This is a genomic window from Gilliamella sp. LMG 34360 (assembly GCF_984568995.1).
This window is the reverse complement of sequence record NZ_OZ474900.1, coordinates 731,406-755,367: the sequence shown is the minus strand read 5'-3', so window position 1 is coordinate 755,367 and position 23,962 is coordinate 731,406. Positions and strand designations below refer to the sequence as shown.

Annotated in this window: 18 protein-coding genes and 1 tRNA gene; 1 reads left to right on the top strand and 18 read right to left on the bottom strand. The window is 32.8% G+C overall.

What is annotated here, in order from left to right:
* Positions 1 to 59 precede the first annotated feature (59 nt).
* The 5 genes from AC5LW9_RS03425 to AC5LW9_RS03405 form a co-directional block, all read right to left on the bottom strand.
* On the bottom strand, positions 60 to 917 hold the full coding sequence (locus tag AC5LW9_RS03425) for a hypothetical protein (RefSeq protein WP_493456330.1): 858 nt from the start codon (positions 915 to 917) through the stop codon (positions 60 to 62).
* 77 nt (positions 918 to 994) lie between these two features.
* Positions 995 to 2,728, bottom strand: coding sequence for a microcin C ABC transporter ATP-binding protein YejF (yejF, locus tag AC5LW9_RS03420; RefSeq protein ID WP_493456329.1), 1,734 nt, complete (start codon positions 2,726 to 2,728; stop codon positions 995 to 997).
* Entirely contained in the window at positions 2,725 to 3,756 is a 1,032-nt protein-coding gene (locus AC5LW9_RS03415; RefSeq protein WP_065737802.1) for an ABC transporter permease, read from the bottom strand. The genes yejF and AC5LW9_RS03415 overlap by 4 nt, the downstream gene beginning before the upstream one ends.
* Positions 3,756 to 4,844, bottom strand: coding sequence for a microcin C ABC transporter permease YejB (locus AC5LW9_RS03410; RefSeq protein ID WP_086308514.1), 1,089 nt, complete (start codon positions 4,842 to 4,844; stop codon positions 3,756 to 3,758). The genes AC5LW9_RS03415 and AC5LW9_RS03410 overlap by 1 nt, the downstream gene beginning before the upstream one ends.
* 1 nt (position 4,845) lies before the next feature.
* On the bottom strand, positions 4,846 to 6,807 hold the full coding sequence (locus tag AC5LW9_RS03405) for an extracellular solute-binding protein (RefSeq protein WP_493456328.1): 1,962 nt from the start codon (positions 6,805 to 6,807) through the stop codon (positions 4,846 to 4,848).
* Between the two features lie 595 nt (positions 6,808 to 7,402).
* Between AC5LW9_RS03405 and cas3 the strand changes: the two genes are divergently transcribed.
* Positions 7,403 to 10,117, top strand: coding sequence for a CRISPR-associated helicase Cas3' (gene cas3 / locus AC5LW9_RS03400; protein ID WP_493456327.1), 2,715 nt, complete (start codon positions 7,403 to 7,405; stop codon positions 10,115 to 10,117).
* A 160-nt stretch (positions 10,118 to 10,277) separates the two neighbouring features.
* On the opposite strand, the gene AC5LW9_RS03395 is transcribed toward cas3, so the two are convergent.
* The 13 genes from AC5LW9_RS03395 to AC5LW9_RS03335 form a co-directional block, all read right to left on the bottom strand.
* Positions 10,278 to 10,994, bottom strand: a complete 717-nt coding sequence (locus AC5LW9_RS03395; protein ID WP_493456326.1) for a hypothetical protein — start codon at positions 10,992 to 10,994, stop codon at positions 10,278 to 10,280.
* A gap of 1,332 nt (positions 10,995 to 12,326) precedes the next feature.
* A complete protein-coding gene (locus AC5LW9_RS03390; RefSeq protein ID WP_493456325.1) occupies positions 12,327 to 12,560 on the bottom strand; it encodes a helix-hairpin-helix domain-containing protein in 234 nt (77 codons plus the stop codon).
* Positions 12,561 to 12,605: 45 nt separating this feature from the next.
* Positions 12,606 to 13,121 (bottom strand): ClbS/DfsB family four-helix bundle protein, encoded by a 516-nt coding sequence (locus AC5LW9_RS03385; protein WP_493456324.1) that lies wholly within the window; start codon positions 13,119 to 13,121, stop codon positions 12,606 to 12,608.
* A gap of 13 nt (positions 13,122 to 13,134) precedes the next feature.
* Positions 13,135 to 13,449 carry a chorismate mutase gene (locus AC5LW9_RS03380; RefSeq protein WP_025316446.1) on the bottom strand — a complete coding sequence of 105 codons (315 nt, stop codon included), beginning with the start codon at positions 13,447 to 13,449 and terminating at the stop codon, positions 13,135 to 13,137.
* A gap of 544 nt (positions 13,450 to 13,993) precedes the next feature.
* A tRNA-Ala gene (locus AC5LW9_RS03375) sits at positions 13,994 to 14,069 on the bottom strand.
* Between the two features lie 125 nt (positions 14,070 to 14,194).
* Positions 14,195 to 15,193: a protein translocase subunit SecF gene (secF, locus tag AC5LW9_RS03370; protein WP_493456588.1), complete on the bottom strand. Its 999-nt coding sequence runs from the start codon at positions 15,191 to 15,193 to the stop codon at positions 14,195 to 14,197.
* Between the two features lie 12 nt (positions 15,194 to 15,205).
* Complete coding sequence (secD, locus tag AC5LW9_RS03365; protein WP_198228870.1) at positions 15,206 to 17,062, bottom strand: protein translocase subunit SecD; 1,857 nt, start codon at positions 17,060 to 17,062, stop codon at positions 15,206 to 15,208.
* A gap of 60 nt (positions 17,063 to 17,122) precedes the next feature.
* On the bottom strand, positions 17,123 to 17,455 hold the full coding sequence (gene yajC, locus AC5LW9_RS03360; RefSeq protein WP_065737824.1) for a preprotein translocase subunit YajC: 333 nt from the start codon (positions 17,453 to 17,455) through the stop codon (positions 17,123 to 17,125).
* Between the two features lie 189 nt (positions 17,456 to 17,644).
* A complete protein-coding gene (locus AC5LW9_RS03355; RefSeq protein WP_198235659.1) occupies positions 17,645 to 19,636 on the bottom strand; it encodes an NADH-quinone oxidoreductase subunit N in 1,992 nt (663 codons plus the stop codon).
* A 6-nt stretch (positions 19,637 to 19,642) separates the two neighbouring features.
* Complete coding sequence (locus AC5LW9_RS03350) at positions 19,643 to 21,187, bottom strand: complex I subunit 4 family protein (RefSeq protein WP_198228872.1); 1,545 nt, start codon at positions 21,185 to 21,187, stop codon at positions 19,643 to 19,645.
* A 17-nt stretch (positions 21,188 to 21,204) separates the two neighbouring features.
* Complete coding sequence (locus AC5LW9_RS03345; protein WP_493456323.1) at positions 21,205 to 22,941, bottom strand: NADH-quinone oxidoreductase subunit 5 family protein; 1,737 nt, start codon at positions 22,939 to 22,941, stop codon at positions 21,205 to 21,207.
* Positions 22,942 to 23,048: 107 nt separating this feature from the next.
* On the bottom strand, positions 23,049 to 23,351 hold the full coding sequence (gene nuoK, locus AC5LW9_RS03340; protein ID WP_065737828.1) for an NADH-quinone oxidoreductase subunit NuoK: 303 nt from the start codon (positions 23,349 to 23,351) through the stop codon (positions 23,049 to 23,051).
* Position 23,352: 1 nt separating this feature from the next.
* A complete protein-coding gene (locus AC5LW9_RS03335; protein ID WP_065737829.1) occupies positions 23,353 to 23,844 on the bottom strand; it encodes an NADH-quinone oxidoreductase subunit J family protein in 492 nt (163 codons plus the stop codon).
* Between the last annotated feature and the right edge of the window lie 118 nt (positions 23,845 to 23,962).

The following is a 23,962-nucleotide window of genomic DNA, read 5'->3' as shown; positions in this document are numbered from 1 at the left end:
GATATAATTAATCGATAAAAAGCGTTATCCAGTTGGATAACGCTGATTAATGTTAAACATCAGTAATAGGTCATTTCTCTAACAATATTAGTTTGTTTATTTTTTTGATCGTGTCTTATTTTAGTCGCGGTGAGCCAATCGTTTTTACCATCGAAGGTTAAGAATTGAGTGGTATAATTCACTTCATCTTTGTTTGCCGATAGATAAGCTGATTGTATTGCAGTTAAGCGATATTGATTATCGTATTGATATGAAAAGTTACTTTCATTTTGGGTATTATTACTGAACTGATATAAAACTTTAGCTAATTGCTGTTGTTGATAATTAAAGGTATAAGATGACGTACCATTTTGATCAACACCGGTAAATTTACCCTCATCATCAATCCCTTTAACTTTCCATTGTACCTGTTTGCTAATCAGACAATTGTTACTATCATATTGGTAACTATCCGTTTCAGTGAAGATAAAGTCTAACGCTTTTTTTGCTTGTTGTGACTCAACGATTTTACCTTGTTCATCGGTTTTAAATTGAATGATACTGCTTGTTTTATATTCCAGATCTTCAATAAAGTTTTCCCAACCGGCGGTTGTTTTTTGCAAATTTTCGGAATAAACACGTTTATTATCATCCGAGAACAAAATATATTGGCTTTGAGTAATTAATCCATTTTCATCATAATTGAGAATCTGTTTAGCTGTTGACTCATTACGATTATTAATTATTGTTGTTGATGTTCTAACTTCTTGTTTAATTCCTTGAGCGGGTAAATCAATAAAATCCAAAATTTGAAAAATATAATTATTTGCTTGAACCCTATTTTGAGTAAGATTTTCACTGCAACTTAACGCCATTACAGTTGGTGAAAGTAACAATGAGCAAAGTGTTATAGAACAAGGTAATGTTTGTTTTTTCATAACTAACCTATAAATAGAGATAAATATTCATCCATTGGCAAACAGTGAACTAAATTCAACCATAGCTTTACGTACAACTATTTTTTGCGCATTAATAGCGCATTTTCCCAATCGACCTTTTTTTCTTGTTTTTGATTTTGTGAATTATCATTTTTGTGATCACCCTTTTCTATTTTTTCAGCTTTATCAGCATGAATGAGGGTTCTGCTTCCTCTGCGATGAGGTTTGTCTAAAAATGACAGTAACGCTTTGGTATATTCATGTTCGCAAGAATAAAAGATCTTTTCTCGTGAACCTTGCTCGACAATTTGTGCATCTTTCATAACAATGACTTGATGACATATTGAATATATTAGTGCTAAATCATGACTAATAAAGAGATAACTGAGCTGATGTTTTTCCTGTAGAGATTTGAGTAACTCAATGATTTGCTTTTGAATAGTATGATCTAAAGATGAAGTTGGTTCATCTAAAATCAATAATTCTGGTTGTAAAATTAATGCTCGAGCGATAGCAATACGTTGTCGTTGTCCCCCAGAAAATTCGGTTGGATAACGAAAACGTAAATCAGGATCGAGACCGACTTCTTGCATAATTTCAATTACCGCTTTTTCACGTTCATTTTTTCTCAGTTTTTTATGAGTAACTAAACCTTCGCTAATAATTTGCTCAACATTAAAACGAGGATTGAGTGACGAAAATGGATCTTGGAACACAACTTGCATTCGGCTTCTAAATGGTAACAGTTTTTTACCCGTTAAATTCTGTATTGGGTGGCTATCAAATAAGATTTCACCTTCAGATTTAATCAATCGTAAAATAGCCAAAGCTGTTGTACTTTTTCCTGAACCCGACTCGCCGACAATACCCACTGTTTCACCTTGGTGTATCGTCAAACCTACATTATCAACAATTCTTTTTTGTTCGTGACTAAACAGCCTTTTTTTAGTTATTATATCAACATTAAGATGGTTAACGCTAAGCAATATTCCTGGCGTTTGAGGCAAAACAACCGGATCGCCACTTGGTTCGGAATTTAGCAAGGTTTGAGTATATTCATGTTCAGGACGCAAAAAGATACGTTGTTTACTATTATATTCAACAATTTTACCTTGTTGCATAACGGCCACTTTATCAGCTAACTTTTTGACAATACCAAGGTTATGCGAAATAAATAACAAACTCATATTCAATTCATTTTTAAGCTCTTTAAGCAATTGAATAATCTGTGCTTGTACGGATACATCCAAAGCGGTGGTAGGTTCATCAGCAATTAATAATTTAGGGTGAGTTAGAATTGCCATGGCAATCATGACTCGCTGTCGCTCCCCACCCGATAGCTGATGAGGAAAAGCAGATAATTTATTTTTAGGCTCTTTAATTCCAACACGATCAAGATATTGCAATATTTCGCTACGGGCAGCATTAGGCCGTATACCACGATGCAATGAAAGTACTTCATAAAGCTGTTTTTCAACAGTATGTAATGGATTGAGCGATACCATCGGTTCTTGGAAAATCATACTAATTTGATTACCACGAATTTTACGAAGCTCTTTATCGGGTGCATGCAACAAGGATTGCCCTGCAAATAAAATATCACCCGTTGGGTAACTCACCTGTTCTTTACGTAATAAACGTAAAATGGATAATGCAGTTACGCTTTTGCCTGAACCTGACTCACCAACCAAAGCAAGTGTTTCTTGTTCATCAATATTAAAACTAACATTGCTTACAACACGCGATTGTGATTGTGTATCACGTTTGAAAGCAATACTTAAATCCTCAACAGATAATAAAGTAGAACTCATCGATACACTCCCTTGTTTGGATCGAAAGCATCTCTGATTGCTTCACCAATAAAAATAAGCAATGATAGCAAAGTTGCAATAATTAAAAATGAACTAATACCAAGCCAAGGTGCTTGTAAATTATTTTTACCTTGTAGCAACAAACGACCAAGAGATGGCGAATCAATTGGTAAACCAAAACCTAGAAAATCCAGAGAAGTTAATGTCGTAATTGAACCACATAAAATAAAAGGTAAAAATGTTAATGTTGCAACCATTGCATTCGGTAAAATATGACGAAACATAATTTTGCTGTCGCCGACACCCATTGCTTTGGCGGCACGGATATAATCAAAATTACGGGTACGCAAAAATTCAGTACGCACAATTCCAGATAAAGCCATCCAACCAAATAATACTGTTATTCCAAGTAACCACCAAAAATCAAGGGGTAAAATACTCGCCAGTAAAATAATCACAAATAGCTCAGGTAATCCACACCAAATTTCGATAAAACGTTGTCCAATCAAATCAACTTTGCCACCATAATAACCTTGAACAGCGCCGATAATAACTGAGATAATCGTGGTAAAGAGTGTTAATAAAATGGCAAAGAACATAGAGATACGAAAGCCATATAATATATTTGCCAATACATCAAAACCAGCATCGGTCGTACCTAACCAATGGGAAAGTGATGGTGAAGTTGGAAACGTGCTTGGCGTATCATAAATTAACGTATTATAGCTATAACGAAATAGAGGCCATAAAATCCAACCATCTGCTTCTATTTTATGTTGCACAGCCGGATCTAAAAAATTTGTTTGAGTATCAAATTGTCCACCGAATTCACTTTCAGGATAAAAATGAAAAATAGGTAAATAGTAATTATCCTGATATTTAATAAAAATCGGTTTATCGTTAGCAATAAAATCAGAAAACAGGCTAATTACAAAAAAAATCATAAACAACCAAAGCGAATAGTATCCACGCCGATTGTGTTTAAATCGTTGCCAACGTTGCTGATTAATAGAGTAATTACTAGTCATCAATTGCGAGCCTCAAAGTCTATGCGTGGGTCAATTATCATATAAGATAAATCGGATAATAGTTTAGCAATTAGTCCGATTAACGTAAAAATATACAACGAACCAAAAATAATCGGGTAGTCTCGTTGAATGATCGCCTCATACCCCAATAGCCCAAGCCCATTGAGTGAAAAAATAATTTCTATCAGTAACGAACCGGTAAATAAGATACCGACAAATGCAGCAGGAAAGCCCGATACAATAAGTAAAGTTGCATTACGAAATACATGCTTATAAAGAATTTGTCGTTCGCTTAGACCTTTGGCTCTAGCGGTTATGACATATTGTTTACGGATTTCATCTAAAAATGAATTTTTGGTTAACATGGTTAACGATGCAAAACCACTGATCACCATTGCAATAGTCGGTAAACAGATATGCCAAGCATAATCTTTTACCTTACCCCAAAAATCGAGCTGCTCAAAATGGTTGGAAACTAATCCTCGTAATGGGAAAATATCCCAATAACTTCCACCGGCAAACAGCACAATGAGTAACACCGCCAATAAAAAAGCGGGTATCGCATAGCCAATAATGATTAACGTACTTGACCAAAAATCAAAAGCCGATCCATCTTTAACCGCTTTGCGGATCCCTAAAGGAATCGAAATAAGATAGACAATGAGGGTACTCCAAAGGCCGAGTGAAATCGAAACAGGTAAACTTTTAATAATTAAACCTATTACAGATTCACTTTTAAAAAAGCTATTGCCAAAATCGAACATGACATATTTTTTTAATGTTTCAAAATAACGTTCTATTATTGGTTTATCAAAACCGTACTGTTTTTCGATCATAGCCACAATTTGTGGATCAAGCCCGCGCGATCCCCGATAAGTTGACTCATTTTTAGGTTGCTGCAATTTTACAGCGCTATTATCACCTCCCGGCAAAATAGCTTGTCCTGCTTCTGGACCATTTTCAATCAGTGCTAATGCTTGATCAACTGGGCCACCTGGCGCTACTTGTACAATAAAGAAGTTAATCGTTAAAATAACAAACAGCGTAGGAATAATGAGTAATAATCGTCGAATAAGATAATTAAGCATATTAATTTTTCCGATTTTTAGTCAGGCTAGCTGCTTTATCTGCATCATACCACCAACTATCTACGCCAATAGCATAAGCGGGTTGAACAGCTGGTTGCCCAAATTTGTTCCAATATGCATAGTAAGTATTGCTGTTATACCACATTGGAATCATAGGATATTCTTGAGTTAAGATGCGATCAAGAGCGCGCCCAAGAGGTATGAGCTGAGCTTGATTATCTAAATTTTTAGTAATTTCAGCGATAATTCCATCAATTGCTGGATTATGTAATCCTGAAGCATTCCATGATGAATTAAGATAGTTACTTCCCCAAAGGATCATTAAGTCTGATGAGGGATAATTTTCAGCACCATAAGTACGTGGCATCATATCATAATCACGCTCACGCAAACGGCGTGTAAACTGAGCATAATCAAGTGACACAATTTTCATGGTAATACCTAAACGAGCTAAGTTTTGCTGAAAAGGTATTGCATATTTAATATCATCCCCAAGATATGTAACAAGTTCAAATTCAAAAGGTTGATTGGTTTTAGCATTAACGAGTTTACCTTCTTTAATAATCCATCCAGCTTGTTGAAGTAAATCAGTCGCTTTTAATAAATTATCACGATTAAATCCAAGACCATCACTTTTAGGAATGTAAAAGGCATTATCAAACGCCCGTTCAGGAATAATATCTTTATATTGATTAAGCCATTTTAACTCTTGTTCACTTGGCGTACCTATCGCCGCATAAATAGTGTTTTCAAAAAAACTGTAAGGTCTTTTGTAACTATCATAATAAAAAGCATGATTTAACCATTGAAAATCAAACGCTAAAGTAATTGCTTCACGAACTTTAACATCATTAAACAAATCTTTTTGCAAATTAAACGCTAACCATTTGGTATCTACAGCCGTTTGAATCGGTTTTTCCTGTTTGATAATATTATTTGAATCAAAATATTGGCCTTGATATTGGGTAAACCAGTTTTTAGGCTGTCCCTCACCACGAAGATCATATTCACCCGCTTTAAAAGCTTCTAATGAAATACTACTATCCATATAGTATTCAATGCGTTTTTCATCGAAATTATTCATCCCTTTATTAACGGGTAAATTACTTGCCCAATAGTTAGGATTGCGTCGATAAACCACATAATGTCCCATTTTATAATTACTGATATAATAAGGTCCGCTGCCCACAGGTGGTGTAACAATTGGCTCTGCAAAATTATGATTTTGCCAAAAATGTTGCGGTATAACAGGCATATTACCAATAAAAGATAATAACTTTTCTCGATCTGTTTCAGGTAAATCAATGCGCACATGGTAATCATCCAGCGCTTTAACCGTAATACCCTGATTATAGACACGATATTGAGGAACACCTTCAGTCATAAATTTTTGAAAGGTAAATTCAACATCATGTGCCGTAATCGATTTACCATCTTGAAAACGGGCATCGGGATTAATGGCAACTTCCGCCCAACGATAATTATCAGAATAGGTAACGGATGTCGCAATTAGTGGATAAAAACTGGTAATATCATCTGCTAAGTTTGTAAAAAGGGTGTCGTATAATGATCCTGAGTTCTTTTCTGGCGCACCTCGGCTTGCATAGCGATTAAAATTATCAAAAGTGCCTATTTCGGCAAGTTTAATCGTTCCACCTTTTGGTGCTTTTGGATTTACATAATCAAGATGATCAAAATCTTCAGGATATTTAGGCTCACCTAACAAAGAAAAAGTAGTTTTATGATAGATTTTTTCAGTAACTTGAGCAGGACCAACAAAATTAGTTTCATCATTTATTAATGGTTGATTTGATAAATCAGTATCAGTTTTAATCTCTATTGCTGTTGGTGATTGTTCTGGCTGAGTTTCTTGAGCATTAACCGTCATAGAACAAATAACTAACCCACTTATACAGCTTGTTATAAGTATTGCGTTTATTTTTTGTTTGATTTGGTTAATCATCCTAATGTCATTCCTGTTTAATTACTCATATCAATATTGATGAGTAGTATTGAAATTATTGTCATCATAATTCCAAACAACTATCCCACCTATAATAGATCATCTATTTTGCCAAACTTCAACTAAATGAGCAAAACCTAATTCATAAACTCAAGAATAAATACAATCGTTGACATTAATACCGATATTACATTTATTAATGGCTGTCTTTATGAGTAGATAAACATAACACTTAATCCATTTAGCCTTTTAAAAAAACAAGTTTTTTGTAAAAAAGTTTGAGGTTAACATAACGTTTCAGTATAAAACTTTAAATTATTATCTGTATTTTTATATTAAACCAGTTATATTAGAGTATCAGAACAAATTATAAGCTTTATATTCATTAGAATCTAAATAGATTAGTAAACAATCTTAACAAAATAATTAACGACAAAAAATCGATTTACTAGCACAATATCTGTTTAGCTAAACGATAGAGCATAAAATAAAATTAATTATATGAAGTTATTTGTTTTTTTTATATTTTTAGTTCTGTTATCCAATAAAAAATATGAATCAATTTATCGACAATTAAAAAAGGATAATAATTATAATGGCGGAATCTTTTTATCAATATTGGGGAAAATGTCGACAAAATGTCGATAATTCTTCCTATCATTTGCTTGCTTATCACAATTTAGATGTAGCGGCATGCGGTTATCAGATAGTCAAACACAATTATTTTAATTCTTTTGAATTATTTGAACAAATAGGCTTTTCTTCAAATGACAAAGAACAAGCCGCACTTTGGTTTGCCTATTTTTTAGCTTGGCATGATATTGGTAAATTTGCTAATGGATTTCAAAAATTATTTAAGCACAATAACCCACAACTTGTTGCCGCTGATCCCTCAAAAGAATATTTATCAAGACATGACTCACTGGGTTGGTGGTTATGGCGTGAATCCTTATCACTCAAGCCAGAAATTCAACTAGACAAATATGATATAAAAATTAAGAATTTATATAATATTTGGTTATTAATCATGACTGGGCATCATGGAAAGCCTCCTGAACTACTAAAAAATATAAAAGGCATTTTAGCATTTAATGAACAAGATAAAGAAAGTGCATCCGATTATATTCAAGCAATTAATCAGCTTTTTATTAAAGATAATAAATTACAACATTATCCAGAATTTTTTATCGATAAAACACATCAAGAAAAACTGAACCAAATAAGTTGGTTGATTGCTGGTTTAACGGTTATCAGCGATTGGTTAGGATCAAATGAGCAGTTATTCTCATTTAATTGGCAAGTGATGCCATTATCGGAATATTGGCAAAATCATGCAATCATTCAAGCTGAAAATGCCATAGCAACTCTACCCAAATTATCTTCTGTTGCTCAATTTAAGAACATTAAAAATCTCTTTCCCTTTATTGAAAAACCAACACCACTACAAGAGTACGCATTATCCTGTCAATTATCTGATAAGCACCCTGAATTGTTTATTATGGAAGATGTGACGGGTGCAGGAAAAACCGAAGCATCAATGATTTTAGCAAGCCGATTAATGTCAGCCCAAAAAGTACAAGGAATTTATATTGGTCTACCAACTATGGCAACAGCTAATGCCATTTATCAACGCACCGCAAATGTCTACGAGAAATTATATCAAACAGGTAGTCATCCATCATTAGTGTTGACTCACGGCGCTAGCTATATGAATCCAAATTTTACCCAATCCATTTTAACGAACGATCATATCAGCCAACAAAAATATTCTAATGGTGAACAATCTGTCAGTGCTGAATGTAATGAATGGTTTGTTGATACTCGTAAAAAAGCCTTATTAGCAGAAGTTGGCGTAGGTACACTGGATCAGGTTTTAATGGCTATCATGCCATTTAAACATCAATCATTGCGTTTATTAGGTCTGCGACATAAATTACTTATATTAGATGAGGTTCATGCTTATGACAGCTACATGGTAAAACTGCTAGAAGTATTACTTAATTATCACGCCTCACAAGGCGGTAGCGCCATTATTTTAACTGCCACATTACCTGGTTTTTTACGTGAAAAGTTACTTAATGCATTCAATAAAGGTTTAACAAATAACCAACAAACCTTATCTTTAAATCAGACATTACCGTTTCCGCTTATAACGAGACTTAATTATCATGGTCTGACTGAACAACCATTAGATACCCGGGAAGAAGTAAAACGTCAGGTTAAAATAGCATGGATTGAGGACATTGAAACCGGTATAACTAAAATTCAACAATCAATAGAACAAGGTAAAATTATCTGTTGGATTAAAAATAGTGTAGCTGATGCTATTGAGTTATATCAGCAACTACAACTAACCTTGAATATCGACACTGATCATATTTTACTTTTTCATAGTCGATTTGCTTTTTGTGATCGACTGGAAATTGAAGAAAAAGCCTTAACATGGGCAGGAAAATCCTCAAATAGTGAAATTCGCCAAGCAAAAGTGATCATTGCAACCCAAGTCATAGAACAATCTTTAGATCTTGATTTTGATGAAATGATAAGTGACATAGCCCCTATCGATCTATTGATACAACGTGCTGGGCGTTTACAACGGCATGTAAGAGATAAACACGGTAATATCAAACCTGATAATAAAGAGAATCAATCAAAGGATGAGCGAGACCCACCTGTTCTTACTGTGTTTGCGCCACCTTGGCAAGATGAACCGCAAAAAGATTGGCTGGATAATCCTGCTTTTCGCAATACCAGTTATGTATACCCTAATCACGCTTATTTATGGCTCACTCAAAAAATCCTACTTAAGCAAGAATATATCAAAATGCCTCAAGAGGCACGTTTATTGATTGATTCTGTTTATGCTGAAGATATTGAGCCTCCGTCAGGGTTATCAGAAGTTTACTATAAGGAAAAAGGAAAATCGCTTAGTCACTCTTCTATTGCCAATCAGAGTGTATTAGATATTAACAGTGGTTATAGACGAGACTCCGATAGCTATTGGGATAAGAATGTTGAATTGTCCACCCGATTATCTAAAGATAATATCGATCTATATTTAGCTTATTATAATGAAGAACACGAAATAATCCCTTATAGTGTTAATAGTGAATATGCATGGGAACAAAGCCGAGTTTCAATCAGCCTATCCAAATGGGAAAGAATAAAAAAAAGTATTAAACAACTTGATGACATAAGTTTAGAAAAAAAAAGGCAACAACTGCATAGACCGCAAGCCATCATTGTTTTACTTGAAAAAGGAGAAGGTCCATCTTTTTACTCAAAATCATTAGGTTTTCATGCTAACTGATCGAAACACTAACTATTAAATTTCAGGAAAATTAACTGATTTAAATTAGAGATGAGATACAGTAAAAAATAGGTGAACAAGCAGAAAGTGAAGAAATATCGCAGTATTATGCAGTGTTGCCACATATTTAATAACTTTAAAAAAGGAGCTATTGCTCCTTTTATTTCCAACTTACAATACGAATTGGATTGCCACTTGAATCAACAATCGCTGTGACAGTATTTTTAGTAATCTTACCACTATCACCCTTTTTACCATTAAACGTAGTAGTAATTGTTAACGTATTATCGTCATTTTCAACATATTTAGTTTCAAGATGTTCATAATTGCTTACATCTTTCATTTTAAATTTTATAAATTTTTCAAGTTTACGATGAGCACCATTTTCACCCATAAATTGAGAGCTTATCATTTGTAGTCTTTCTACTATTGGCTTTAACTCAGCGTGTTTAGTTTTATATTCCGAATTATCAGGAACGAGTTCTAATAATTTACTGTATAAATCAAATCGTTTCTGTAATTCAGATTCAGGGGTTACATTAAGCTCATTTGACAAATCTGTAATTTGTTTCTGGGTGTTAACTTTTGTTAACTCTGCTTGAGCCTGATCTTTCAATTTTAATAATGCTTCGTCTTCTGTAACCTGATATTTACTGGCTAAAGAAATCGCTTCATCATATTTTTCTTCAGAGATTAACTGGATAATTTGTGTAAAAATATTCTCTTTATTTGAATTAAACTCAGAAATGATCGCTTTTTTTTCTTTTTCTATCTGATTATCACCATCACTTAATGGAGTTTGTGTAAAAAACCAAAATGCGCCAATAATCAAACAACCACCCAAAAAACAAGCTAAAACTCGCTGCCATGTTTTCATAAAAATCCTTAATCCATTGACTACTAAAAAAAAGACTGCCTACTTTACAACAATTTAATTATTTGACAAATATTCTTTTGTAAAGAACATGATATAAAACTACAATTTTTAATTTATAAATACATCATAGTATAAAAAGCTAAAGTCATAAAACCTTTTGCTATAAGCTATCTTATCATTCTCAAAAGGTTATCCGCATTAACTTTTTTGTGTATAAACTCACCGATAATAGTAAAATTGTGTTTTTGATCACATTAAATTCATCAAAATGAGGGATAAGTTTAATTACTAATAAGTGTGAGGATTAAAAAAATAGATATTCTATCCATAAAATAAATAGGTCAACTTTTAGATTTAATGAATTTATTAAAGAATAGTATTAAAAATCATATGTACTACTGTATCGCCTTTAAATAATAAATTTATTGACCAGTAAAGGTAACTAAAATTGATTTGATCCTTAGCAGACAAATTTAACTTTATGTATATAGGAAACACTAAACGTTTATAAGCTTCTATTGGTATAATATCGGTTTATCCCTATATAGGGAAAAAAACAATTTAATTATAACCACCTGTTAAATAATTAAAATAATCAATTAAAAACGCTACCAATTTTTTTAGTTTTATACTGAAACATACCCATTTCCTCAAACTTTTTGACAAAATAACTGATTGCATAGCGATAAAAAATAGTTTTTAAACTATCAATAGGATAGTGAGTAGTGTTTTAGTTTGAATAAATAATTGGGCTGAGTTTTATTTAAAATAATTAATTATATTAGTAATTTATAATTTATTTTGTAAAAAATATTCAGGAGTCTATACCATTTCATTATTAAAATACACTGATTCAGCTTTTATTGAGAATTTTATTAATGAAAATGTAGTTGTATCTGAATTTTATAAATTTTTTGTTGGGTATATTTCAGAGAAATTTATATTAATGTGTGTTGTAACTATATCGATTTTTTATTGAAACTTACCCATGACCTGAAAATTCTTTATCCAAATCTAGGCATTGATTCTTTCTGATGTTTTAGAGAATGAACTAAGTAAAGTTGTAAAAAGTATTTATCAATAAAAAATGCTCTTTTAATATGGAACATATGTCAATCATAAGATGGGTAAGAGGACAATAATTTGTTATAGCAAACCATCAATATAACTGACACAACTGCTGTTTATTCATATTAATTATTATAAAAAATATATAACTGTTTTTTATATATCGATCTAAATTTCAACGGTAAAAAAGTAATTAAAATCATTAATTACATCTGATTTGTTATATTTTAGTTTTAACTATCAATATGTTAAAAAATGTTTTAATTATTTTTGTTGGACTAAATGCAAAATATTGAGTATTGCGGTTTTTGCTTGATGACTGTTTTTCCAACAAGTTGAGCCTGTTAATAATGCACCCTTGTTAAGAATCTCATCCAAAGAAGCATTGTGTAATTTATCAAAAGAATCAAGTTGCATCTCTTCAAGTCTTTCAATAATTTTAGTGCCAACAAATTTTAGTTCTAATAATTGCTGGCGTTCGGTTTCTGAAAAAGCCATATCTTTCCTATTAGGTTATATAGTTATATTAATATTAATTTACTTTTAAACGAGGTTGTTTAGTTTTTTCCACTTTCTGATTTTCGACCTAAAGGATTTAAATGGTGCAACAGAATTGATGTGAATAAAACGAGCGACTGTCCAAGATTCAGGATAAGGTTTAGTCCAATTACGAACATCTTTAATAAATAAGGTATCATCATTTAAAGACTCAATCCAATTGTTCCAAATCGTAATTTGTTGGTTAAATGATTGGATTAATTCTGATAGAGGAAGATCTTGATAGGTATCATAGAATGTTTGATATAAACAGCCTAAACGATTCCATTTATACCCAGGTGCAGGTAACTCGGGCGTTTTTCCTGCTAGTTCATCATCATCCCAAGATTTAACTAATTTTAACCAACCCAACTGATAAGCAATCATTTGGGCAGGTGTACGATCAACACCGTCAATTAAAAGATCTTTTTCAGATTCTGATAAATCAGTAAATTCATTGATAAACAGCTTGGCGGTTTTATTTATTTCATCCAATAACTGTTGTTTACTTGCATAACCCATAAAGAGACTATCCTTATTTTTCTTTATTATTAAATTGTTTTAATTCTTCATCAATAAAATAACGAACCAAATTAGCATATAACTCTTTGATCACATCACCATTTAACCCTAACTCATTTGCCCAAAGCTTTCGTTGTTCAAGCATGCTGTCAAAACGGGCTTTTGCTTGTACATCATTAGCATTTTTCTTAAATTTACTGGCAGCTTTGACATATTCAAAACGAGTAGCAAATAGTTTTATAACAGTATGATCAATTTTATCGATCTCAGTACGAATATCATTCATATCATAACATTGTTTAGGTGATCGGGTAGAGTTATATTCCATGATATTTAACCTCTAGATAGTTATTAATATTGTAGCTATTGTGATGATATATTATATCTTAAACTTCATTAATACAGTTTTCATTTATCCATGATCTTTATTTAAATTGACTTGAAGAAACAAAGCTCATTCATTTCATCACAATATGATTTTTGGCTTGTTCAATATAATAATAACAGCAACAAATATACTACACCGTTACTTCAAATAAGTAACTCAATTATAAAATTACTAACATTATTAGTTTTTTTGTCGAATAACATAATTTTAATAAGATTGACCGCAAAATTTTGTTTATTAAATACACTACGTGTTAATTTTCAGTTTATGCATTGCTAATTTAGTTTTATATTTAATTTAAGCACAACCATTATTTATAGCATGATATATTTTTTTAAGGAATACTGTCAGTATGACTCAACATATAACTAAAAAGTTGGTCGTAAATGTATCTTACTGGTGCTTAATGAATAATAAAATAGACTTTATGCCTTGTGTTTGTTGGGTTTTAAAGGATTTAAAAGAATGTTACTGAATAGTGAATTGGTGGAGCCAAGGGGGATCGAACCCCTGACCTCAACGCTGCCAGCGTTGCGCTCTCCCAGCTGAGCTATGGCCCCAATAGAAAGGTAGAAACTGCGGGTAATGATATGCAACTAAAGATTAAGTGTCAATCTATTTGATTTTATTTGTCTGATAATTAATCAAAAAAATTCTGCCACAATAAATGTGGCAGAATATGGGTTTAAGGTAATATTGAAGGTTGATCGGCGCCTTCAGCCTCTATTTTTGGAGGCATAAAGTGCTCACGTTTAACACCTAGTTTAAGTGACATGTACGCAGCCACATAAATCGATGAAATCGTTCCAAGTACAATACCAACGCCTAGTGTTTCTGAGAAGCCTTTCAACATAGATCCACCAAAGATATAAAGGATAACAACCACAGCAAGCGTTGTACCTGATGTCATTAAGGTTCGATGCAATGTCTGAGTTAAAGAGATGTTAATAACATCGTAAGGTGATGCTCGACGTATTTTTCTAAAATTTTCACGAATTCGATCGAATACCACAATCGTATCATTAAGTGAATAACCTATTATTGATAGCATCGCCGCAATAATTGTTAGATCTAATTCACGTTCAAACAGTGATAAATACCCAGCAGTTATTACAACATCATGTGCTAATGCAACTACCGCACCAGTACCAAATCGCCATTCAAAACGAAATGCAATATAAATCAGAATACAAACTAATGCTGCACAAATTGCCAAAATACCATCTTGAGCAAGTTCTGCACCAACCGTTGGTCCAACAAATTCAATTCGTTTAATTTGTGCATCTTCATCAATTTCTTTATGTACTAAATTAGAAATTTTTGCACCCAATTCATTATCAATTACTGATGATATACCACCGTCCTCTTGTTTAGCGGAAGGTAATCGAATGATAATATCTTTACTGCTACCATAGTACTGCACAATCGGTTCATGATAACCCTCATTACGCAAACTATTACGTAGATCATCAAGATTAACGTCTTTGGTTACGGTTATTTCAACAGTCGTACCGCCTGTAAAATCTTGTCCAAGATTAAAACCTTTGACAAAGATAATAACAAACGATGCCACTACCAATAACATTGAGATAACAAAAGCAACAAAGCCAAATTTTAAAAAGTCGAGGACTCTGCGGCCATGATTCAATTCTCTTACATCATGATTTTCATTTTTATTAACAATCACAATAAACCTCTAAATTGATAACTTATTAACACGGCGACCGCCATAAATAAGATTGGCTAATGCACGAGTACCTACAATCGATGTAAACATTGATGTAATGATACCTATACCCAATGTTATAGCAAAACCTTTGATTGATCCTGTGCCGACGGCATAAAGGATAACCGCAGTAATTAATGTAGTTAGGTTAGCATCAAAAATACTACTCCAAGCGCCTGCATATCCTTCATTTATTGCATGTTGAACACCACGACCATTACTAAGCTCTTCTTTTATTCGCTCATTAATCAGAACATTGGCATCAACCGCCATACCGACCGTTAACACTATTCCTGCAATACCAGGCATACTTAATGTTGCTCCAGGCAATAGAGACATGATTCCGACAATTAAAATAAGATTAGCGATTAATGCAAGGCTCGCAAATACACCAAACAAACGATACATGATTAACATAAAGATGACAGAAACTAATAAGCCCCATACACAAGATTCTAAACCTTGTGTAATGTTCTCTTGTCCCATTGATGGTCCAACTGTACGTTCTTCAATAATTTGAATTGGTGCAATTAATGCCCCCGCTCTTAATAGTAGGGATAAGTTTCTAGCTTGATCAACGCTGCTTATACCCGTTACTTGGAATCGTTCACTAAAAATACCTTGAATTGTCGCAACGTTAATAACACGTTCTTGTTTTTCAAGAATCGGTTTATCATTTTCATCACGTTTGCCGGTATCTTTATATTCAACAAATAATGTAGCCATTGCTTTATGAATATTTTTTTGAGTGAAGTTTAACATTGCCTTACCGCCTGAACTATCAAGCGTAATGGAAACTTCTGGTTGACCATATTCATTAACTCTAAACGACGAGTCGGTAATATGATCACCCGTTAAAACGATGCGTTTATAGAGTAAAACAGGACGCCCATTTTCCATATATTTGATTTCAGATCCGTAAGGTACACGCATTTCACCTGCAAGCATGGCTGGTAAATTAGCCGTGTTTTCTTCATTTACTTGTCTAAATTCAAGGGTAGCAGTTGCACCTAAAATACTTTTAGCTAATGCTGTATCTTGAATACCAGGTAATTCGACGACAATTCGATCTGCACCCTGGCGTTGGACAATTGGTTCAGCTACACCTAATTGATTTACCCGATTACGTAAAATGGTCGTATTTTGTTGAACTGCATCATTTTTAGCTTGTTGTAATCGTTGTTCACTAACGCTTAAGGTAATACTGTTTTCAGTTTGAGAGATAAGTTTAAAATCTGGAATACCATTGATCTTAGTAATAGCTTTGTTACGATCTTCGGTATTATCAAATTGCATGACAATTTGTTGGTTACCGTCTTTATTAAGAGCTTTATATTTTAATTTACTATTATTAAATTCAAATCTTAAATTTTCAATGGATTGTTCTGTGAGTTTACTTAATGCAGTGGTCATATCAACTTCCATTAAGAAATGAACACCACCTCGTAAGTCTAAACCGAGTTTCATCGGCTCTGCACCTAATACAGTAAGCCATTTTGGTGTTGCTGGGGCCAAATTCAAAGCAACAATATAAGCGTCACCTAGCTCTTTGGAAATCAACTCTTTAGCTTTTAGCTGAGTATCATTATCACCAACACGGATTAAGATAGATTTATTTTCAAAAACAAATGATTTGGTTTCAATGTGATTATCTGCCAAAATTTTTCTGATTTTATCTTGCGTGGTAATATCAATGTCAGAAGTATTTGAACCAGAAATCTGTATAGCAGGATCTTCACCATAAATATTTGGAAGTGCGTAAAGAAGGCCGACGCAAATCACGACGACCAACATAATGTACTTCCACAAAGGATAGCGATTTAACACGACGTATTCTCTTGTGGGATTAGGTAATTAACACAATGAACTATAATAGGAAACACACTATTATAGGGATTTCATTGTCCCTTTTGGTAAAACAGATGTGATAAAGTCACGTTTGATCACAACTTGAGTTGAATCATTTAATTCTAACGCAATATAACCATTTTCGTTAACTTTTGCTACTCGACCAATAAGTCCACCATTAGTTAATACTTCATCACCTTTGGAAATAGCAGCCATTAAGTCACGATGAGCTTTAGCACGTTTTTGTTGTGGGCGCATAATCATAAAATAGAAAAACAAACCAAATACAACTAGCATGATAGGTAAGAAATAAGGATTATTTTCAACTGTAGCGCCATCAGCAGCATAAGCATTAGAGATTAAAAAGTCCATACAGGTCCTCTTGATTCAAATATAATATTAAAGGTCAGAATTATAACACAAGAAACAAATCTGTTATTAACTATTTCTTGTCAAGAAGTTTCAGGTTCACTATACATTTAAGTATAAAAAATAGCGTTCTATATTGGATAATACTATGATAATTCCGCCAACATAATAATGAAGGCGGAAACGTATTTATTAGGTTGTTAAGTATTGCGCCATGCTTACCAAGTTGAATAACCATTTTGGATAAATGCCACAAATTAAAATTAATAGTGCAGATAAACCAATAATAAGTTCACTTGTTTTTATATCTTGCCATTTCAATTTAATTACTGGATTGTTTAGCAATTGATCATCGCGATAAGTCGGTCTGATATAAAGATTGATTATCAAACGTGCATAGAAATAGAGTCCTAATGCACTACCTATTACTACAGCGGCTATCAACCACCACAATTCCGCAGTGACGCCTAATAATACCAGTAAAAAACGACCTATAAAGCCTGCTGTAAGCGGAACCCCCGCTAATGATAATAAGCCAATTCCCATGGTTAATGCTAATATTGGTCTACGCCAAAATAGACCTGAGAGGTCAACTTCGTTTTCATGATCTTGTAGCTCGTTTGAATGAGACTCTAGACTAATAACACCCAAAATACAGATGTTTGCCAAAATATAACCGATTAAATAGACGCCAATGGTTTCTAAAGCAAGCACTTGATATTGAACAGAGATTAAAGCGATCAATAAATAACCGAAATGTGCAATTGAGGAGTAAGCAAGCAACCGTTTCAAACTAGTTTGCATTAACGCGACTAAATTCCCCCATAAAATAGACAAAAAGGCCATCATGACCAAAATCATACGAATAGTTTCATTATTAACAATCGGTGCCAATAAAAACAATCTTGCAATAGCACAGAATAATGCAACTTTACCAACAGTTGATAATAGTAAAGCCACAACAGTAGGCGCGCCTTGATAAACATCAGGTAACCAAAGCTGAAATGGAACCAATGATAGTTTAAAGCCTATGCCAACGAGTATTAAACAAACTCCCATTAGTAATAAATTACTTGGATAAGACATCGTTGAGAGTTGATAACTTAAACCACTAAAAGTAAGCTCTCCTGTTGATGCATAATAAAAAGCAATTCCCATTAATAAAAATGCACTCGCCACAGCCGATAAAATCATATATTTAACGGCGGCTTCTAAAGAGTGCGTTTGTATATATTGATATCCTATTAATCCGACAAAAGGTATTGAAAGCAATTCAATACCAATAAAAAATGCAATTAAATGGCTAGCATACACAAGCGTTATACCACCTAAGGTCATGAACAATAGAATGACGTAAAAAAGACCATGAGGTAAATGCTCTTGTACAAACCAACGATAAGCCAAACAAGATACGGTAATGGCAATAATTAAAATTAAGCTAGTATATAACAATCCATAACCATCACAGGTAAAAAGCGCAGTGATCTGACGAGCTTTCCAATATTCTACAGAAGAATCTATTTTTGGATTGATATCACTTTTATTGCTATCAACCGTCGTAGCCGTCGCATCAGTATTAGCATTACTTTCAGCAGGAGTACTCGCTTCGGTATTAGCGTTCGTTACATTATTAGTACCAGTTTCTCCATTAGTGTTAGTACTAGATTCAGTATTAGCATCAGTCCCTGAATTAGTATTAGTTTCTCCATTAGTATTAGTACTAGTTTCAGTATTAGTGTTGGTCCCTGAATTAGTATTAGTTTCGCTATTAATGTTAGTACTAGGTCCAGTATTTGTATTGGTTTCTGAATTAGTATTAATTTCACTATTATTACCTTCGGTATTGGTATCAATTTGTGTATTAACACTATTTTCATTAGGCGAAACAACAGTTTCAGTTGGAACAGCATCTACGGCAATAGTTTCCTCGTTTGAAGGCACAGCGTCTTGAATCGATGCATCAGAATTGTCTGACATTTGCATATTATCATTACTAATATTAGTAATCATTTGGGTGCTAGATGAAATATTGTATCCAATGATGACGGCACAAGCTAACGCACATCCTAAACCACATATGGTTGTCAAGGCGCATATTTTTGTATTTATTTTTAAGAAAGCTAATAAGATAAGCAAAACAATGATAGTCAAGCTTATTACAAATATAGGCGATAATGCTATCATAAGTTATTACTCTCCTACTCGTTCTGCAGTTATATTTTGCTGTGTTTGATTCACCACAGAATAAGACATATCTAAAACTATTTGCGGATATAAGCCAATAAAGACAAGTACAATAAATACACTAGCAAGTAGCAAAAGATCTCTTTTACCAAGTTGATGTTTTGTTACACAGCTTTTTTCAACAATGCCATAAAATATAGGTTGCATCCGAATAATAAAAGAAATAGACAATAGTAATAGACCAACAACAAGCAAAATTGTATAAGATGAAAACGATGAATAACTACCAAGCAACATCATATAATTTCCAACAAAATTAGCTGTGCCCGGAATACCTAAAATTGCTAACATAAAAAATAAGGTAAAAGAAGAGATATAACGTACTTGTTGCTTAAGCCCCGTAAATTGATTAATGTTGCGTGTTGAATAACATTCTACTAACAAGCCACTAATCATGAACATGCCAACGATAACTAAATTAATAGCAATCATTTGTATTACAATGCCTTGATAAGCAATAACAGAACCACTATAGATAATTGCAGTTACAAATCCCATCAAAGCGATATGTACATAAGCAATTAATTTTTTAATGTCGGTTTGAATAAACGTCAGTAATGCTGAGTAGATAACCGTGAGTAATGCCATTATCATAATTAACGGCATAATCATAATTGAAGCATTAGGAAAGAGCGGAATAACAATACGTAACAAACCGAATGTCGAGGTTGTGAGTAATAATCCGCTTATCATCATTGAACCTGTAGTTGATGATTCAATGTGCGCATCAATAAACCAGCTATGAAAAGGTACAAACGGAATACGTATAATAAAGGCAGCCAAAAAACCTAACATTAACATAAATTCAGTGTAACTTGAAATAGGTGTTTTGGTTAGTTCTTGGTAATCAAATGTCCAATGACCAGATAAAGTCCAATTAATTAAAGCTAATGAGACAATTGAAATTAACATCAGTAAACTACTAATTTGTGTATAAATTAAAAATTTACTTGCTCCATTAAAACGTAGTTGAGAATTTGAGTCTCGCCTTCCCCATAAAGAAATTAGGAAATAGATCGGGATTGCCACTGCTTCCCAAAAAAAGAACATTAAAAATAGATCGGTTATGACAAATAACATCATAATGGCAGATGTCATAAATAAAATGCATAAATAAAATAAACCAAAATTATTAGGGCTTTCTTTGCTTGAATAACCAATCGTTAGTAACACAATAAATAGAGTTGAGGTAATTAAAACTAATGATAAGCCATCTAAGACTAGATGAAAGTGAATATTAAGCAAAGGAATCCACTCAATATTAACTTCTTTTTTCCAATTATTGCCTTGTTGTAAAACCGTTATCCCCTCTTGCCATAAACTAAATGATAACAATAAAGTTATAAAAATAGTTATGAAAGCAATAATCATCGGTAATTGATACCAACGCGATACCATTCGAGAGGATCTTACAATCCGCAATAAAAATACATGGCATAACCAACTAATAAATCCACCTATAACAGGTAAAAAAACAAGCCATAACAACATGAATGATTACACCTTTATTAAATAAAAACCAGTAACATTAATATAATAATGCTACCTATAACAATAGATACCATATACCATCGAATATGCCCATTTTCTAAGCTGACAATATATGAGTTTATTTTTTTTATGCCCAACATAATCCAATTGTCCCAAATTCCTAATGGATCTTTTTTAAGCATGTTAGCTAAATACACATAAGGTTTAACAAAAATGATATTCAGTAAATAATCAAATCGCCAATCGCAATTACATAATCTTACGATAAATTTAACTATTGGCGTATTTAATACCTCTTGTACTTCACTATTTGGGTGAGCATAAAAAATATAAGCAATAACAAAGCTTAATATAGTTACTGCTGCTAACAATAATTGAAACGATAGCAGACTATTAGTATCCAGTTTGGCAATTGGAATAATATTTTGAGACAGTATAGGAAAATAGATAAAAATGGCCGTCGTAAATATCAGTAAGATAAAAATTGGACAATAACTAATCCATTTAGTTTTCGCAAATTCAGCAATTTTTGGTTTATGATAAAAGACCATAAAAATTAGGCGCCAAATACTTAAACTGGATAACAAAATACCTAATAAACCTATCGTTCCTGCCATTAAATGATCTTTTATCATTAATCCCCAAATAATATCACCCTTAATATAAAATGAAGCTGAAATCCAAGGAATCGCACTTAACGATAACATAATAATCAAAAATATGGCATAAAGAACTGGAAATGATTTTGCAAGTCCACCGAGTTTATTAATATTTCGCTCACCTTGACATTTTTTGAGTAATATTGCCGATGCTAAAATTAATAAAGTACTAGTTATAACATAATTAATTAAGCAATTAAGCGATAACCACCAACTTTGAGTTGCAAAAGCATAAAACAAATAACTAATTTGAGCTAAATTAATATAAGTTACAATTCGTTTAACATCACTTTGAACTAAGGCGATTGAGCTTGCAAATAAGATTGTTAGCGAAGCGAAAATAGTCATGATGTCTAACGTATCATTAGACATCATAAACAAGTTACTTAATCTTAAAATCAAGTATACACCAGATAATATGACAGTAGATGATTGCATTAAAGCTACCGCAGGCATTGGCGCTAATGTTGTTTCGACAAACCAAGATTGCATTGGAAAAAGAGCAGACTTACTAATAGCACCTAAAAATAGCATTAATGTGATCCAAAAGATAATATCGGAATCAATCGCTAAATTATCATGAGCTTGGGTTAAAATATTCCCTATATTTAAAGTACCTAAGGTTTGATAAAGTAAAAATACACCAATGATTAAAAAGATATCCGTTAAATGCATAAGCACAAAAGCCTTAACGGCAGCATAACCATTGCGCAATTGTTTATAATAGATGCCAATAAGTAAGTAAGTACTTATACTTACACCCTCCCAACCTATTAACATAACCAATAGATTATCAACCAATATAATGGTTAACATACTCGCGATTAATAAATTGCTATAGGCATAAAAAGTATAAACATCTTTTTTTGATGTTAAATAACTTGCTGCAAAGAAATAAATTAGTAATCCCAAAAAAGCAATTATAACTAAAAAAGTTAACGATAAACCGTCTAATGTTAATGATAAAGGTACGACAAAATCCCCAACTGAAAACCAAGTCCATAATGGTCTGGTATACACTAACAACATATCCGGTACTGTGTTTTTTATAAAATCTATACAGGTAAACATAGTAATAAGATTTATTATTAGCATTGTACTAAAACCGATAATCATGACATTAATCGGCCGAAGATGCCTACCCAAGCAAACTAGCAATAGAAAAGACAGCAAGGGAATAATAATAGTTAAGTAAAGTAAATTCATCCTTTCATTTCACTCAGTGAATCAATGTTAAAGATTTTACGGCGATAAATTAATTTCGTAAGCAACGCAAGTCCTACACAAGCTTGAGCTAATACAGTAATCACCGCTAAAATAGCAAGGAGTTCTCCTTCCGATTGTTGCCAATAGCTACCTGCAGAAACTAATGCAACAATAGCACCATTATTCATAATCATAAGGCTTAATAACAAAAAATAGAGATTACGTCGAATCATTACCCCTAATAAACCTATCACAAATAAAATTGAGGCAAGAATAAGACTATACATAAGAGGAATCATATTACTTCTCCGACAAGAGTCGATGCATAAAATGATAAGAGATCACAATTGCACCTAATAATAAAAAGCCAGCGAGTTCAGATATCAAAATGTAAGCATATACTGACATTTCGTGCATCAATTCATGCGATTCGTTGATCTGTGAATAGTCAGTACTAACTACACCATAAATAAGAACAACGAGTAAAATAAATGCTAAAACTAAAGGCCCTAACCAAATTTTAGGGCTGATACCCCTTTTTCTATTTTCAACATTATCTATACGAATTCGCAATACAATGGCAACAGATAGAAACAAAGTCACTGTGCCAGCAATAAATAATAGAATGTATAAAACAACAGAAAAATATGCATCAAGCAAAATAAATATTAAGGCCGAAGAAAAAAGTGAAACCATAAAGTACAAAAGAGCCTTATCAACACGTAAGCAACTAATTGCTTTTATACCGGCAAACACCGCAATAATCGACGCAATATAGAAAACAATAAGCATCAAATAATAATCCAATATGCATTTATAGTTTTGTTAGTATATACCCAAATCATATCAAGATACAGTTTACTGACATTGTGTTAACAGAAAACAAACATAAAAAAATGAAATTTGGTTA

Bases quoted from the DNA above. Each gene is read 5' to 3' on its own strand.
- AC5LW9_RS03425 (WP_493456330.1), bottom strand. From the start codon at position 917: ATGAAAAAACAAACATTACCTTGTTCTATAACACTTTGCTCATTGTTA.
- yejF (WP_493456329.1), bottom strand. From the start codon at position 2,728: ATGAGTTCTACTTTATTATCTGTTGAGGATTTAAGTATTGCTTTCAAA.
- AC5LW9_RS03415 (WP_065737802.1), bottom strand. From the start codon at position 3,756: ATGACTAGTAATTACTCTATTAATCAGCAACGTTGGCAACGATTTAAA.
- AC5LW9_RS03410 (WP_086308514.1), bottom strand. From the start codon at position 4,844: ATGCTTAATTATCTTATTCGACGATTATTACTCATTATTCCTACGCTG.
- AC5LW9_RS03405 (WP_493456328.1), bottom strand. From the start codon at position 6,807: ATGATTAACCAAATCAAACAAAAAATAAACGCAATACTTATAACAAGC.
- cas3 (WP_493456327.1), top strand. From the start codon at position 7,403: ATGGCGGAATCTTTTTATCAATATTGGGGAAAATGTCGACAAAATGTC.
- AC5LW9_RS03395 (WP_493456326.1), bottom strand. From the start codon at position 10,994: ATGAAAACATGGCAGCGAGTTTTAGCTTGTTTTTTGGGTGGTTGTTTG.
- AC5LW9_RS03390 (WP_493456325.1), bottom strand. From the start codon at position 12,560: ATGGCTTTTTCAGAAACCGAACGCCAGCAATTATTAGAACTAAAATTT.
- AC5LW9_RS03385 (WP_493456324.1), bottom strand. From the start codon at position 13,121: ATGGGTTATGCAAGTAAACAACAGTTATTGGATGAAATAAATAAAACC.
- AC5LW9_RS03380 (WP_025316446.1), bottom strand. From the start codon at position 13,449: ATGGAATATAACTCTACCCGATCACCTAAACAATGTTATGATATGAAT.
- yajC (WP_065737824.1), bottom strand. From the start codon at position 17,455: ATGGACTTTTTAATCTCTAATGCTTATGCTGCTGATGGCGCTACAGTT.
- AC5LW9_RS03355 (WP_198235659.1), bottom strand. From the start codon at position 19,636: ATGATAGCATTATCGCCTATATTTGTAATAAGCTTGACTATCATTGTT.
- AC5LW9_RS03350 (WP_198228872.1), bottom strand. From the start codon at position 21,187: ATGTTGTTATGGCTTGTTTTTTTACCTGTTATAGGTGGATTTATTAGT.
- AC5LW9_RS03345 (WP_493456323.1), bottom strand. From the start codon at position 22,941: ATGCTAATAATAAATCTTATTACTATGTTTACCTGTATAGATTTTATA.
- nuoK (WP_065737828.1), bottom strand. From the start codon at position 23,351: ATGATTCCTCTTATGTATAGTCTTATTCTTGCCTCAATTTTATTTGTG.
- AC5LW9_RS03335 (WP_065737829.1), bottom strand. From the start codon at position 23,844: ATGCTTATTGTTTTCTATATTGCGTCGATTATTGCGGTGTTTGCCGGT.